This window comes from Cupriavidus sp. 2KB_3, from assembly GCF_052115685.1.
Lineage (GTDB): Bacteria > Pseudomonadota > Gammaproteobacteria > Burkholderiales > Burkholderiaceae > Cupriavidus > Cupriavidus campinensis.
Window position 1 is genome coordinate 36105 of record NZ_JBFRHD010000032.1, and the last position, 13656, is coordinate 49760.

Here is a 13656-nt window from a genome sequence, read left to right on the forward strand (position 1 = left end):
GACAAATAGATGCGTCGGAAGGGTCATTCCCGTGCCCCATCAGGCATCCGGCCGCTCGTCCTCGAAGCGGAACTCCTCCTGCACCGGCGCTGGGTCGTCGCCCTGTTCGTCCGCCGGGATCAGGGCGCTCACGCGCACGCCGAGCAGCCGGATGCGCCGCTCGAGCGGTATCCGCTTCAGGCATTCCGTGGCGCCGCGCCGGATCGCCGCGCCATCGGCGGTATGGGCCGGCATGGTCAGGTCGCGCGTGACCGTGCGGAAATCGTCAAAGCGCAGTTTGATGCCCACCGTGCGGCCCACATAGCCCTTGCGGCGCAGGTCCTCGCCCACGCGCATGCAGAGCCTGGTGAACGATTCGGACAGCAGCGGGCGGTCCACACGCGGGTGCAGGTCGCGCTCGAAGGTGGTTTCGCGGCTCATCGACTTCGGCTCGGAGCTGACCACCACCGGGCGGTCGTCGCGCCCATGGGCCACCTCGATCAGCCAGCTCGCGTAGTTGCGGCCGAAGTGGGTCTGGAGCACGCCCTGGTCGGCCTCGGCCAGGTCGCCCACGGTTTCGATGCCGATACCGGCCAGCTTCTCGGCCGCCTTCGGCCCAATCCCGTTGACCTTGCGCGCCGCGAGTGGCCAGATGCGGCGGGGGATGTCGGCCGGGGTGAGCAGCGTCAGGCCGTCCGGCTTGTCGAGTTCGGACCCGATCTTCGCCAGCAGCTTGTTGGGTGCCACGCAGATGGAGCAGGTCAGGCCGGTGGCCTCGCTGACGGCCGCCTTGATGCGCGCGGCGACCTCGGCCGGCTCGCCGGGCACCTCGGTCAGATCGATATAGATCTCGTCGATGCCACGGTCTTCCACCTGCTCGGTGAAGGTGCGCACGGCGGCCTTGAACAGGCCCGAGTAGCGGCGGTAGGCATCGAAATCGGTCGGCAGCAGGATGGCGTCCGGCGCCAGCTTGGCGGCCTTCATCATGCCCATGGCCGAGAACACGCCCAGCGCGCGGGCTTCGTAGGTGGAAGTGGTGACGACGCCACGCCCCACGTAGTCGCGCAGGCGGGCATAACGGCGCGAGCCATCGGGCAGCGTCTCCGGCACGGCATTGCGGCCGCCGCCGATGACCACCGCCTGGCCGCGCAGGTCGGGATAACGGAGCAGTTCGACGGACGCATAGAAGGCGTCCATGTCGAGGTGGGCGATGCGCCGGACGGGGCTGGACATGGCGAAGGGGGCGTGCGCGTCGTCGGTACTGTATAAACGTACAGTATAGTGCGTCGGCCCTCGCGTGCCGAGAGGGGGTTAGCCTGATATTCTCTGGAAGAATCGATACATAGATTTACACCTACACTTCATTTGTCGCCCTGATGGATTTGAGGGAATTGCGGCGAGAGACCCACACCCCTTCGAGGGCGTAGATCAGCAGCGATACCCAGATCAGCGCATAGCCGAGCTGCTTCTGGGCCGGGAACGGCTCATGCCACAGCCAGATACCGAGCAGCAGCTGGAGCGTCGGGCCGGTGTACTGGAGCAGGCCGAGCAGCGAGAGCGGAATCCGGCGCGCGCCGGCGGCAAAGAACAGCAGCGGCACCGCCGTGATCGGGCCGGCCAGCAGCAGCAGGACCTGCGTACCCGGTGCTGCGCTGCGGAAGGTGTCCTGGCCGGTGAAGACAATCACGCCCAGCGCGGTGGCCGCGATCGGGAACAGCAGCAGCGTCTCCAGCGACAAGCCCTCCAGGGCGCCCAGCGCCCCAGTCTTGCGCAGCAGCCCGTAGCCGCCGAACGACGCCGCCAGCGCCAGCGCGATCCACGGCAGTTGCCCGGCGCTCACGGTCAGCCACACCACGCCCCCCGCCGCAATGGCGATGGACAGCCACTGCCCGGGCCGCAGCCGCTCGTGCAGGAACACCACGCCCAGCAACACGCTGAACAGCGGATTGATGAAGTAGCCCAGGCTCGCATCGACCACGCGGTCGGCCGAAACCGCCCAGATATAGAGGAACCAGTTGGCGCAGAGCAGGGCGGCGCTCGCCGCAAAGCCGAGGATCAGGCGCGGATTGCCAGCTACCTCGCGCAGCCAGCCGAAATGCCGCCGCCAGAGCAGGATCGCGCCCAGGAAGACCAGCGACCACACCATCCGGTGGAGCAGGATCTCGAGCGGCGCCACGCCGTGGAGGGATTTGATATAGAGGGGCAGCAGGCCCCAGATGACGTACGCGAGCAGCGCGTAGAAGATGCCGAGTTGCATGGGAGTATCCGGTAGGTGCGCGGATTCTACCGGGACGCCGCAATTGGCGTTGAGACTCGCCTCCCCCGTGCGGGAGAGGCGATTGCATCACATCAGATCACAGCAATGCCTTACAGCTTGCGGGCGAAGCTGAACTGCGCGAAGCCCTGCTCGGCCACGTTGAACCAGGCGGCCTCGTTGTTGCGGAACACGCGCCAGTCGTCATAGATCTTCTTGAACGACGGGTTCTTGGCAGTTTCCTCGGCGTACGCGTCCTGCGTGGCCTTGAAGCACGCCTCCATGATCTCCTTCGAGAACGGGCGCAGTTTCACGCCGTTTTCCAGCAGACGGGCCAGCGCCTGCGGGTTCACGGTGTCGTACTTGGCCATCATGTTGGTGTGGGCCTCGATGGTGGCCGTCTCCAGCGCGCGCTTGTACTGCGCCGGCAGCTTCTCGAACTCCGGTGCGGAAGCGTAGAACGACAGCTGGGCGCTGCCTTCCCACCATCCCGGGTAGTAGTAGTACGGCGCCACCTTGTAGAAGCCGAGCTTCTCGTCGTCATACGGGCCCACCCACTCGGCCGCGTCGATGGTGCCCTTTTCCAGTGCCGGGTAGATGTCGCCACCGGCAATCTGCTGCGGCACCACGCCCAGGCGCTGCAGCACCACGCCGGCAAACCCGGCGATGCGGTACTTCAGGCCCTGCAGGTCCGCCACGGTCTTGATTTCCTTGCGGAACCAGCCGCCCATCTGGGCATTGGTGTTGCCGCCCATGAAGTTGACGACGTTGTATTCCTTGAAGAACTCGCGCATCAGCTTCATGCCGTTGCCCTGCATCATCCAGGCGGTCTGCTGGCGCGCGGTCAGGCCGAACGGGACGGTGGTGTCGAAGCACAGCGTCGGGTTCTTGCCGAAGTAGTAGTAGCCGGCCGTGTGGCCGATCTGCACGGTCTGGTTCTGCACGGCGTCCAGCACCTGCAGGCCCGGCACGATTTCACCGGCGGCAAAGACCTTGATGTTGAACTTGCCGTCGGTCAGCTCCTTCACACGCTGGGACAACAGTTCGGCGGCGCCGTAGATGGTGTCCAGCGACTTCGGGAAGCTAGATGCCAGGCGCCATTCCACCGCCGGGTTGCTGCCGACCACGGCCGGCGCAGCCGGTGCGCTCGCCGACGCCGCGGGCGCGGCAGGTTTGTCTTCCTTGCCGCACGCGGCCAGGGCCCCCGTAGCGGCCACAGCCGATGCTTTCAACAGGAAGGAACGACGTTCCATGACATCTCCTCTTATAGATATATGTGCGTTGACTGCCCCACCCATAGGACAAGTCCAAAACAGCCGGTCGATTATAGCGGTGGCGTTTTGCGCACGACCACACTCCAGACTGCGGGTTTTCGCTAGGGATTCGCACTTCTGCAACGGTTTACGGAGAGACTGCCAAGCTGCGTCGCGGCTATGCGAGGTGATCTTTTCGCAATGTGAGATGCCGCACGGTTTGATGGATTTTGTAACCCGTCTTGCGGTCAAAAAGTTCGCCTGTTAAAAAACGGAGCCCCCATCCGGCGCTCCGCGCGCCGTCACCGCCTCCATGCTGCTGCCTGTACCCCGATTCGCTCGCCTGCGCTCCCGCCGTCTCACGTTTGCCGTCATGGCAGCCTGGGGCATGGTCGCCTGCGCGCAAACCGGCAGCCAAGTGGCAGCACCACCACAAATCTCGGCCAGCACGGTGCCGTCGACGGCCACGGCGTCGAGTTCGGCGTCGGCGAGCGTACCTACCGCTGCGCCCGTGGCAGCCGCCGCGCCGGCGACTGACCCGCTGTACGACCTGATCCAGCCAACCATCGCCCCAGGTGCGAGCAAGCCTGCCGATGGGGCGAATGGGGCGAATGGGGCAAATGCGACGGATTCAGCACCCGCCGATGCCCCGGCAACCGTCACGGCGGAGAACACCGTGGACCCCGACTTCGTTGGCCCGCCCGAATCCGCCGCCGCCCCGCCGCCACCGCCACCGCCGCTGGTCCTGTTCCCGCATCGGCTGGGTGAATTCCCCGCGCAGGCGGTCCAGCCGGCACGCGCGACTGCCGCCGATGGGACGAACGCCGGCGATCAAGTCGATACCGCTGAAGCGGGTACGGTTTCCGATGCACCCCCGGTGCTCCGCTCGCAGTTGCCAGCCGAGGATCTTGCCGGCGACACGGTATGGCGCATGGGCTACAGCGGCCGCGCGGCGGTCGAGGACCGCGCCAGCACGCAGCGCGCCTGCCCCGGCGGCGGCACGCCGTCGGTCGGGCTGGGTGGCGGGCTGGCCTGCACCAGCACCGGCGAGGTGAAGATCCGCGAATCGCTGGCCGACATCGGCGGCGGCACCCAGGTCCAGTTCGTGGCGCAGGCCAAGGGCACCAACGCCACCTCGGTCAACGGCAACGCAGCCGCCGTGGACCCCTACGCGCTGGTGCCGCAGTTCTATACCGCCGTCACCGGCCTCTCGGGCGTGTCCGTGCTCGATGGCGCCAGCGTCTGGGCCGGCCGGCGCGAGAGCAACCCGTTCCTGATGTCGTCCGGCCTGCTGCCACCCAACTCGCCCTCGATGCGGTTTGGGGTGGATAACGCCAAGCTGGGCGATTTCGGACTCAGTTATCAATACACCGCACGTAACGATCTGAACGGCGCCCATCTGCCCAGCTATCACAGCCTGCGCAGCGCCCCGATCGACACCAATGACAAGGGCAATGTCCAGTTGGGCTTCACGCGTGTGGAGCCGCTCTCGGCCATGGAGGACACCGGCAGCGCCTGGTGGGCCTCGGCCATGCACGAGCAGAAGGGCGTGCTGATGGGCACCAACCGGCTGGGCGTGCAGTACGGGCAGGGGGCGCGGATGGCCATGACCGGCTACACGGGCATGGGCGCATCGCTCTCACGCGTGCGCGTGGCGGAATCGATGGAGTGGAAAGGCCGCTCGGGCATCGGCGGCTCGGTGGAATCGAGCCTGCAGCTGGACCGCTCGCCGGTTGGCACGTTGCAATGGGCAGCCACACGCTTCCGTCCGGCCTATGTGGCCAACGACCAGTTCCGGCTCAACTTCGAGGTCGCACACGACCAGATCTCGTCCGGGTTTGGCGTGGGTGGCCAGCGCACCGCGCTGACCGTGGCGCCGACCTTCACGCTCGGCAAGTCCACCGGCAACGCCAACCTACGCGCGTTCTACACCTACAGCCGCGCCAGCGACGTCGATGGCATCACGTTCGCCACGCCCGCCGAAGCCTGGGCCACGCAGACCAGCGGCTCGATCTTCGGCGTGCAGCTCAACCGCCGCTGGTAACAGGCCCTCGACCGGACACTCAGCCGAACACTCCGCCGGGCACAGCCACTGGAACAGCCGGGTGGCGACCAGCGCGCCGCCGAGTTGCGCCAGCACGAAAGCCGGCACATCGCCCGGACGAATCCCTGCGAACGTATCGGTCAGCGCACACGCCAGCGTCAGCGCCGGATTGGCGAATGACGTCGAGGACGTGAACCAGTATCCCGCCGTGATATAGCCGGCCACGACAAACGGCACGCTGGCGGGCCGGGTACGCGCGGTGGCCATCGCCAGTCCGACCAGGCCGAAAGTGGCCAGGCACTCGCTCCACCACATTCCTCCGCCGGTACGCACCTGCGTGGACATCTCCAGCACGGGCAAGCCGAACATCGCATGGGCCGCCATCACGCCGGCCACGGCGCCGGTGCTTTGCGCCACGCCATAGGCCAGCGCCTCGCGCGCCGTCAGGCGGCCTTGCAGCCAGGCGGACAGGCTGGCCACCGGGTTCAGGTGTCCGCCCGAGATCGATCCAAACGAAACCAGCAGCGCCAGCAGACCCGCGGCGGTGGCCAGCGCGTTGCAGAGCAGCGCCAACGCGGTATCGCCATCGGCCAGCCGTTCCGCGCGGATGCCGGAGCCGACCACGATGGCGACCAGCAAGGCCGTGCCGATCCCTTCGGCCACCAGCCGGCGGGCGAGGGTGGGCAGGGACGGCAGGGGGCTGGGAGGCAGGCGGCGCATCGCGGCAGGCGGGATAAAGAGGGACCGCGCAGTGTTCCGCGTCAGCGCCTGCCGATCAACGCGTGGCAGCGATGGTGTGAATGAACCGTGGGTTTGGAATGGGGGCCGGTTGGCCTAATCATTCATGGTACAGATGAACCCACGTGAAATTTGATCCACGTGATTCGTCCCATCACTGCAAATCGTTTCGCATCACCAGCAGCCACGGCATGTGGGAGTTGGTGAAGGCGTCGAGCTGGCCGGCATCGTTGAGGTCGATCTCGCTCATGGTCACCGACTGCTGCACATTGCCGCCGATGGCCCGCACCACGCGCGCGGCGGGGTCCACGGCCACGACGATGTCGCAATGCATTGGCGTGGTGCCGAAGCCGATCTCGGACAGATTCTCGAGGTACTTGTCACGCCCGCGCGGCGCGCAGATGACATCGCCAGGCCGCGGCAGCGCCGGCATCGGCTCGATATGGAAGGCGGGGCGCGGCAGTTTGCCGTCCCGCGCATCCACCACATACATCGCATGGGACTGACCGGTCAGGAACTGGTCGTTGTTGAGCCCGGCCTTACGCATCACCCAGGAAATGAACACGGCCGACCACGCCCACGCGCCTTGCGTCACCTGGCGGCAATCGGGCGCCTCGCCCACGATGCCCCAGTAACGTTGGGCCATCCGGCAGCCTTGCGCGGTGGCTTCCATGCCGGTGCCATCGGGAAAGCGTATGCAATCGGTTGCATGCCCGTTCTCGTCCGTTTCATCGTCCGCCGACTGGGCGCCTTCCGGGGCGATGGGCGTAAACGGCTGGGCGACCACCGGGGCGGGCAGGGGACTGTGCGTCACGCAGGCGGCATCGTCACGGCCAATGCGCATGGTCTGGCTGCCCCACTTGCGCCACTCCTGCATGGCGATCTCGACAATGCGCTCGCGCGGCGTGGCGCCGGGCGTGGTGACCACGCGCTCCAGGTCGGGCAACGGCACGGCCTGCGGACGCGCCGTGCGCGGCGGCGCGGCGCTGCAACCCCATAGCACGGCCACCGCGGCAAGTGTCACCACACTCAGCAAACGCCGAGTCAGTGCCTGTGGAGAAAGCTGTGGAGCCTTGTGTGGAAAGCGCTGTGTATAACGCTGTGGAAATCTGGATGCGAGCGGGCTGGACGGCATGGCGGGGCCACGGAGGGCGGCGCCCGAGGATCCTAGTGCTGGCCACGTCCGGACGCCATTTTGAGGAGCATTGCGGCCGCCATCAGACGGCACGTTGGGGCTGTGCGGTTTGCCGCGCACGGAGGCGGGAATACTGTTGTGGATAACGTCCCCCGCCTGGCGCGCACCTGCGCCGGAGACGGCGTCCGGTGGCGGCACGGCGGGGTCTTGCAAACCGGGCTGATTCATCGGCCCGCAAGCATCACTGGTTGACGGCGTCCTTGAACTTCTGGCCCGCCTTGAACTTCACGGTCTTGGCAGCTTCCACCTTGATTTCTTCGCCAGTACGCGGGTTGCGCGCCATGCGCTCGCCACGCTCGCCCTGGCTGAAGGTGCCAAAGCCGATCAGGCTCAGGGTATCGCCCTTGGCCACGGCATCCATGATCGCGGTAAGCGTCACGTTGAGTGCCTGTTCCGCCTTGGCCTTGGTCAGACCGTCCACGCCAGCTGCAATCGCGTCGATCAGTTCGGTTTTCGTCATGCTTCACTCCGTCTCGAGTTGAAAAAACACTGACGTCCCAGCCGCGCCGGCTCCGCTGGAACCCGCACCGGCAAAGACGCCGCGGGCCACATCATACCGTGTCGGGGAAGGCGCACCGGGAACAGATTGTTACGTCAGCCATTGCCAGGCCTTGGCGAGAGGGCGCGCCAGGGCGGTCTGGAAGCGGTATACGCGTCACGCCGTAGGGGCCTGGAAGCGCTCAGAGCCCTTCAGAGGCGTATACGCGCCGCGCAGGGGGCTGGGGACGTATACGCGGCCAAAAGCGTCTGAAGGGCTTCCAGGGCGTCCGCGTGCCGCTGCCTCCCGCGCTGCCTCCCGCGCTGTTTGCCGGTATACGGGAAAAATGGGGGCTGCTCAAATTTTCATCGACGTCCAAAACGGCCTTCCTCCAAAAGTCGGAGGGTGTCGGACGTATACCTCGCTGCGCTCCCGGCTCTCGTGCTTTCGGTTTACATCTTTCTTTTATGTATACGAATAGTAGTAGTCAATAGAGGGCGCCCGTTTCTGTGGATAACCACGTATACCTCAATCGGATCAGATGTTTACGTATACCGAAAGCACAGGGAGCAGTTGTTGGCCGGCGTGGATGACTCAACCCTCCGGAGGAGGGTGGGCCGTATACCTCGTCGACTTGTTCCTGCGCCATCCCCATGTCACCCCCTTGCCGCCCACACCAAACCCGCGCGCTTATCCACAGATTTTGGCCGGTTTATCCACATGGGCGGCGGTATACCGGGGCCGAAAAGGGGTGTCGCGCCGACATGGTTGGCAGGTATCATCCGGGGCGCGCCGGGTGGACCGGCAGTTATCGGTTTGACGGGGAAACAGCGACATGTCGGAACAAGGCAAGGCAAAGAAGGCGGGCAAGAAGAAGAGCGCCAGTGACCGCATCGAGGTGCGCCAGTCAGGCGTGCACGGCAAGGGCGTATACGCGATCGGCAACATCGCCGAGGGCGAGCGCGTGATCGAGTACAAGGGCGAGCACATCTCGTGGAAAGAGGCGCTCAAGCGCCATCCGCATGATCCGGCCGACCCGAATCACACCTTCTACTTCAGCCTGGACGATGGCGACGTGATCGACGCCAAGTTCGGCGGCAACCGCGCGCGCTGGATCAACCACGCCTGCGAGCCGAACTGCGAGGCGCGCGAGAAGAAGGGCCGTGTGTTCATCCACGCGCTGCGCGATATCGCCCAGGGCGAAGAACTGTTCTATGATTATGGCCTGGTGATAGACGCGCGCTATACCAAGAAGCTGAAGAAGGAATACGAGTGCCGCTGCGGCAGCCCGAAGTGCCGGGGCACCATGCTGGCACCCAAGGAACGCAAGTAAGACGTCGGGAAGATCAGCCCGCAGGCGTGCCGGGCGCTTCGCAGGGGATGCGGATCACAAACCGCATCGACGCGCGCCGGGGGGCCGGTTCGGCGCCCGGCGCGTCGCGCCGTTCCTCGTGATCCCCATGGCCAGCCACCACGGCTGACAGGGCGGACGGCGCCGGAGCAGGCGTCGGGGAGGGCGCAGGCACATCCTCGATGCGGATGGTGCCCTGGTGCAGCGAGACAATCTCATGCACGATGGCCAGCCCCAGGCCGGCACCGCTCGGCACAGCCTGCTGTACCGCCTGGGCGCCAGGCGTGTGATCGCCCCGGAAGAAGCGCTTGAAGACCTCCTCGCGCCGCGCCGGTGCAATGCCGGGGCCGTTGTCTTCCACCATCACCACGGCCATGCCGCGATGGCCCATGGCCTCGCCGCCCGCGCGCACCGTAATGCGTCCGCCAGCCGGCACGTATTTCACGGCATTGTCGATCAGGTTGGAGAGCGCCTCGCGCATTAGCAGCCGGTTGCCGCGCACCGTGGCCGGCGCGCTGCCGGTGAAAGTGGGGCCGGGCAGGATCTCGAAGCCCAGGTCCACGCGCCGGGCCAGCGCCTGTGGCACCCATTCCGCGCCAATCTCGAAGGCCAGTTCGGCCAGATCAAAATGTTCGACCGGGCCCAGCCGCTCCAGCGACAGCCCCGGCTCCGCCCGTGCCAGCGACAGCAACTGGTTCGACAGCCGCACCGCGCGGTCGGCGGCGGTCTGCACCTCGCGCAGCGCGTGGCGGGCCACGTCGGGGGACTCGGCATCGAGCGCGCGGTCCGCATGAAGCTTCACGGCGGTCAGCGGCGTGCGCAGCTGGTGCGCGGCATCGGCGATGAACTTGCGCTGGGCGTCCAGCGCATCGCGCAGGCGCGCCAGCAGTGCATTCAGGCCGCGGATCAGCGGTTCGACCTCGGCCGGCACCTGGGTCTCGTCCAGCGCGGCCAGCGAGCGCGCGGTCTGGCGGTTGAGCTTGTCGGTCAGGATCTGGAGCGGCACCAGTTCCTCCTTGAGCACGTGCGACAGGATCAGGCTGCCCACCAGCAGCAGCAGGATCAGCGGCACCGACACCGACAGCAGGATCTCGTTCGCCGCGGTCTCCCGGCGGTCTAGCAATTCGGCGACTTCCACCACGATGGGCCCGCGCGACAGCGTGCCCTCGCTACTTGTGCCGAACTCGTCCGAGGCGGGGCTCGGCAGCGTCACCGGCAGGCGCACGGCGCGTACCTGGCGGCCGCTGAACCACGCGTAGAACAGGCGCGCGTCGTGGAGCGTGGTCTGGCCCGTGCCGTAGCCGAGCCAGGTGTCCATGCCGCCGATCAGCCCGTCCGGGCCGTGGATGCGCCAGTAGATGCGGTCGGAGCCTTCGGCCTCGACCAGCGTCTGGGCGATCGTCGGAATATCTTGATCCAGGCGCGGCCCGGCAATGCGGATCTGCTGGGCGATATTGTTCGCCACGCCGTAGAGCGCGCGGTCGAAGACCTGGGTGGTGTAGTGCGCCGCGAGCCAGTAGGAGAGCGAGCCACTGACCAGCACCAGCGCGAACAGCGGCGTGGCCAGCGCGCGCAACAGGTGGACACGCAGGCTCGGGTTCGAGGCGCGGACCTGCCGCGAACGCGCGGAGGAGGGAGAGTCAGTGTCCGCCACGAATCTGGAGCAGGTAGCCGAAGCCCCGCACGGTGACGATTTCGACATCCGCTTCCTCGAGCTTCTTGCGCACGCGGTGCACATAGACCTCGATGGCGGTGTCGCCGACGGTATCGCCGCCCTCGCCAGCCGGGTGGGCGAAGGTGGCCAGGTGGTCCTGCATCTGCGCCTTGCTCACCACGCGGCCCTGGCGCTGGAGCAGCAACTCCAGCACCGCGAACTCGCGCGGCGACAGCTCCAGCGGCTTGCCATCGACGAACATGCGGCGGTCGTTGCCGGACAGCCGCAGGCGGCCCAGGCGCACGTCGCGCTCGGGCGCGGCCTCGCCATGCTGGCTGCGGCGCAGCAGCACGCGCACGCGCGCTTCCAGCTCGGGCAGCGCGAAGGGCTTGACGAGGTAGTCGTCGGCGCCGGCGTTGAGGCCGGACAGCTTGTCTTCGAGTTCGTCGCGGGCGGTGAGGATGATGACCGGCGTGGTGCGGTTGCGGGCACGGTAGCGGGCCAGCAGCGTCATGCCGTCGATGCCGGGCAGGCCCAGGTCGAGGATGACGAGGTCGTGCTGCTCGCGCAGCAGGTGATCCGTGGCATACACGCCGTCATGGACCACGCGTACCTGGTGGCCGGCGCGGGTCAGGCCCGCCTCCACGCCACTGGCGATTTGACGGTCGTCCTCGATCAGCAGGATACGCATGGCAGGGGGCTCGGGGCGTTGTGGGGCAATGCCGCCGATTGTACAGGGCAGCCCCACGCGCTGCCTTTCAGTTGCCCTTCAGCGGGCAGCAGTTATCTATAGCGTGACTTCAACGCGCCGGCGGGCCGCTGAAGGCCTGCTCAATGAAGCGCGCCAGATCGATATCGCGCTGGGTCAGGCCGTTGGCGTCGTGGGTGGACAGGGTGATGTCCACCCGGTTGTAGACGTTGAACCATTCGGGATGGTGGTCGACCTTGTCGGCATGCAGCGCCACGCGCGTCATGAAGCCGAACGCCGCGTTGAAATCGGCGAACTTGAAGGATTTGTGAATGGCGTCGCGGTCCTGGACCGGGGTCCAGCCGGGCAGCCCGGCCAGCAGGCTGGCGCGGGCGTCTTGCGAAAGAGGGGTCATGATGGCCTCGGTGTTATGAATGTTCTGCGGCGCGGATGTCGCTGTCGGATGTCGCTGTCAAATATCGTCGCTGTCGGCCCAGCCCTCGCGGGTGCCGACGTTCAGCACGCGGTCGCCCTCGGCCACATCGCCGGCGCCCAGCGTCGGCAGCGCGCGCAGTTGCGGGTACAGGTCCGTGAAGTCCGGCCGCGTGGCGTCGAACAGCTGTTCGAAGCTGTCGATCACGAAGTAGGTCTTCTGGAAGGTGTCGATCCGGTACCGCGTGCGCATGATGCGGTGCAGGTCGAAGCCGATCCGGTTCGGGCTGTTCGAATCCAGACTGTAGATCGATTCGCCCTGGCTGGACAGGATGCCCGCGCCAAAGATGCGCAGCCCGGCCGGGGTCTGGATCAGGCCGAATTCCACGGTGTACCAGTACAGGCGCGCGAGCATGTCCAGCGCGCCAAGCTTGGCCGCCTTCAGGCCCCCCTTGCCGTACGCCTCCATATAGTCGGCGAAGATCGGGTTGATCAGCAGCGGCACGTGGCCGAACACGTCGTGGAAGCAGTCCGGCTCCTGGAGGTAGTCCAGCTGCTCGGGCTTGCGCATCCACCAGCTGGCCGGGAAGCGGCGGTTGGCCAGGTGCTCGAAGAACACCTCGTCCGGCACCAGGCCCGGCACGGCCACCACCTGCCAGCCCGTGGCGCGCATCAGCGTCTCGTTGAGCTGGTCGAATTCGGGCACGCGGTCGCGCTCCATGCCCAGCGTGGCCAGCCCTTGCAGGAACTCGTCGCAGACCCGGCCCTGCAGCATCGAGGCCTGGCGGTCGTAGAGCTTGCGCCAGATGGCGTGGTCGGTGCTGGTGTAGCGGTGCACCGGCTGGGCGATGGTGAAGTCGGGACGCAGTTCGTCGCCGGACAGCAGGCCGGCCTCGAATTGTTCCCTGAGCTTGGCGGTCATCGTGCCGGCAAAGTCGGCGGTGGTGTCCGGGGTGGCGTTCATCTGTGCGTCTCCAGCGATGCGGAATTTATGCACAGTGTAGGCGCGTGGGCGTGCATTCAGGCCGCATAAACGGCTTGGTTTCGTCGGCGCATGCAGGTAACCTGCATATTTCTGATCCAGAATGCGGATTTGCTGCGCACCATGAACACTGCCAGCCTCGACCCCTACGACCTCGCCCTGCTGACCGCCCTGCAGGCTGACGGGCGCTCCACCCACCAGCAACTGGCGGAACGGGTGCACCTGTCGCCCAGCCAGGTCGGCCGCCGGCTGGCCAAGCTCGAAGCCGATGGCGTGATCACCGGCTACCGTGTGAATCTTTCGCCACAAGCGCTGGGGCTGGGCGTGCTGGTCTTTATTAGTGTGAAGCTGGCCCACCACGGCGATACCATCATCGAACGCTTCCGCGAGGAAATCCTGCTGCTCGAAGAAGTGCAGGAGTGCTACTCGGTGGCTGGCGAGGCCGACTACCTCGTCCGCGTGGTGGTGCCGGACCTGCCCACGCTGGCCGAGTTCACCATGAAGCGCCTGATGCGCGTGCCCGGCGTGGAGAGCGTGCGGTCCAACATCGTGCTGACCGCGCTGAAGCGCGAAGGACCGCTGCCGCTGTCACATTTGCGCTGAATCAG

Annotated in this window: 12 protein-coding genes and 1 pseudogene; 3 read left to right on the plus strand and 10 right to left on the minus strand. The window is 66.5% G+C overall.

Features of this window, described 5'->3' with window-relative positions:
• Nucleotides 1-39 precede the first annotated feature (39 nt).
• From dinB to AB4120_RS26280, 3 genes are all read right to left on the minus strand, one after another.
• Nucleotides 40-1212 carry a DNA polymerase IV gene (dinB, locus tag AB4120_RS26270; protein WP_149137056.1) on the minus strand — a complete coding sequence of 391 codons (1173 nt, stop codon included), beginning with the start codon at nt 1210-1212 and terminating at the stop codon, nt 40-42.
• A 121-nt stretch (nt 1213-1333) separates the two neighbouring features.
• Complete coding sequence (rarD, locus tag AB4120_RS26275) at nt 1334-2236, minus strand: EamA family transporter RarD (protein WP_149137057.1); 903 nt, start codon at nt 2234-2236, stop codon at nt 1334-1336.
• A gap of 110 nt (nt 2237-2346) precedes the next feature.
• Entirely contained in the window at nt 2347-3486 is a 1140-nt protein-coding gene (locus AB4120_RS26280) for a TRAP transporter substrate-binding protein (RefSeq protein ID WP_149137058.1), read from the minus strand.
• 931 nt (nt 3487-4417) lie between these two features.
• Here AB4120_RS26280 and AB4120_RS26285 point away from each other — a divergent pair.
• Nucleotides 4418-5458: pseudogene (locus AB4120_RS26285) on the plus strand (carbohydrate porin); the annotation flags it as partial.
• Here AB4120_RS26285 and AB4120_RS26290 read toward each other — a convergent pair.
• The 3 genes from AB4120_RS26290 to AB4120_RS26300 form a co-directional block, all read right to left on the minus strand.
• Entirely contained in the window at nt 5402-6250 is an 849-nt protein-coding gene (locus AB4120_RS26290; RefSeq protein WP_441643028.1) for an aquaporin, read from the minus strand. The pseudogene AB4120_RS26285 and the gene AB4120_RS26290 overlap by 57 nt on opposite strands.
• Before the next feature lie 172 nt (nt 6251-6422).
• Complete coding sequence (locus tag AB4120_RS26295; protein ID WP_441643029.1) at nt 6423-7403, minus strand: DUF2272 domain-containing protein; 981 nt, start codon at nt 7401-7403, stop codon at nt 6423-6425.
• A 241-nt stretch (nt 7404-7644) separates the two neighbouring features.
• Nucleotides 7645-7923: an HU family DNA-binding protein gene (locus tag AB4120_RS26300; RefSeq protein WP_092290955.1), complete on the minus strand. Its 279-nt coding sequence runs from the start codon at nt 7921-7923 to the stop codon at nt 7645-7647.
• An 853-nt stretch (nt 7924-8776) separates the two neighbouring features.
• On the opposite strand from AB4120_RS26300, the gene AB4120_RS26305 reads away from it, so the two are divergent.
• The gene (locus AB4120_RS26305; RefSeq protein WP_144202715.1) at nt 8777-9274 is read left to right on the plus strand and encodes an SET domain-containing protein; all 498 of its coding nucleotides are present in this window, start codon (nt 8777-8779) and stop codon (nt 9272-9274) included.
• A 13-nt stretch (nt 9275-9287) separates the two neighbouring features.
• Here AB4120_RS26305 and AB4120_RS26310 read toward each other — a convergent pair whose 3' ends face one another.
• From AB4120_RS26310 to phhA, 4 genes are all read right to left on the minus strand, one after another.
• A complete protein-coding gene (locus AB4120_RS26310) occupies nt 9288-10994 on the minus strand; it encodes a sensor histidine kinase (protein WP_392388472.1) in 1707 nt (568 codons plus the stop codon).
• The gene (locus tag AB4120_RS26315) at nt 10933-11637 is read right to left on the minus strand and encodes a response regulator transcription factor (RefSeq protein WP_092290948.1); all 705 of its coding nucleotides are present in this window, start codon (nt 11635-11637) and stop codon (nt 10933-10935) included. The genes AB4120_RS26310 and AB4120_RS26315 overlap by 62 nt, the downstream gene beginning before the upstream one ends.
• 109 nt (nt 11638-11746) lie before the next feature.
• Nucleotides 11747-12070, minus strand: coding sequence for a 4a-hydroxytetrahydrobiopterin dehydratase (locus AB4120_RS26320; protein ID WP_255370721.1), 324 nt, complete (start codon nt 12068-12070; stop codon nt 11747-11749).
• 36 nt (nt 12071-12106) lie between these two features.
• On the minus strand, nt 12107-13030 hold the full coding sequence (gene phhA / locus AB4120_RS26325) for a phenylalanine 4-monooxygenase (protein WP_441643030.1): 924 nt from the start codon (nt 13028-13030) through the stop codon (nt 12107-12109).
• 141 nt (nt 13031-13171) lie between these two features.
• Here phhA and AB4120_RS26330 point away from each other — a divergent pair, with 141 nt between their 5' ends.
• Nucleotides 13172-13651 carry an Lrp/AsnC family transcriptional regulator gene (locus AB4120_RS26330; protein WP_092292059.1) on the plus strand — a complete coding sequence of 160 codons (480 nt, stop codon included), beginning with the start codon at nt 13172-13174 and terminating at the stop codon, nt 13649-13651.
• Nucleotides 13652-13656: the final 5 nt, after the last annotated feature.

What these genes read in the sequence shown, in the direction of transcription:
- dinB (WP_149137056.1), bottom strand. Translation starts at nt 1,212, where the DNA reads ATGTCCAGCCCCGTCCGGCGCATCGCCCACCTCGACATGGACGCCTTC.
- AB4120_RS26305 (WP_144202715.1), top strand. Translation starts at nt 8,777, where the DNA reads ATGTCGGAACAAGGCAAGGCAAAGAAGGCGGGCAAGAAGAAGAGCGCC.
- AB4120_RS26295 (WP_441643029.1), bottom strand. Translation starts at nt 7,403, where the DNA reads ATGCCGTCCAGCCCGCTCGCATCCAGATTTCCACAGCGTTATACACAG.
- AB4120_RS26310 (WP_392388472.1), bottom strand. Translation starts at nt 10,994, where the DNA reads ATGTCGAAATCGTCACCGTGCGGGGCTTCGGCTACCTGCTCCAGATTC.
- AB4120_RS26280 (WP_149137058.1), bottom strand. Translation starts at nt 3,486, where the DNA reads ATGGAACGTCGTTCCTTCCTGTTGAAAGCATCGGCTGTGGCCGCTACG.
- AB4120_RS26330 (WP_092292059.1), top strand. Translation starts at nt 13,172, where the DNA reads ATGAACACTGCCAGCCTCGACCCCTACGACCTCGCCCTGCTGACCGCC.
- phhA (WP_441643030.1), bottom strand. Translation starts at nt 13,030, where the DNA reads ATGAACGCCACCCCGGACACCACCGCCGACTTTGCCGGCACGATGACC.
- AB4120_RS26315 (WP_092290948.1), bottom strand. Translation starts at nt 11,637, where the DNA reads ATGCGTATCCTGCTGATCGAGGACGACCGTCAAATCGCCAGTGGCGTG.
- rarD (WP_149137057.1), bottom strand. Translation starts at nt 2,236, where the DNA reads ATGCAACTCGGCATCTTCTACGCGCTGCTCGCGTACGTCATCTGGGGC.
- AB4120_RS26300 (WP_092290955.1), bottom strand. Translation starts at nt 7,923, where the DNA reads ATGACGAAAACCGAACTGATCGACGCGATTGCAGCTGGCGTGGACGGT.
- AB4120_RS26290 (WP_441643028.1), bottom strand. Translation starts at nt 6,250, where the DNA reads ATGCGCCGCCTGCCTCCCAGCCCCCTGCCGTCCCTGCCCACCCTCGCC.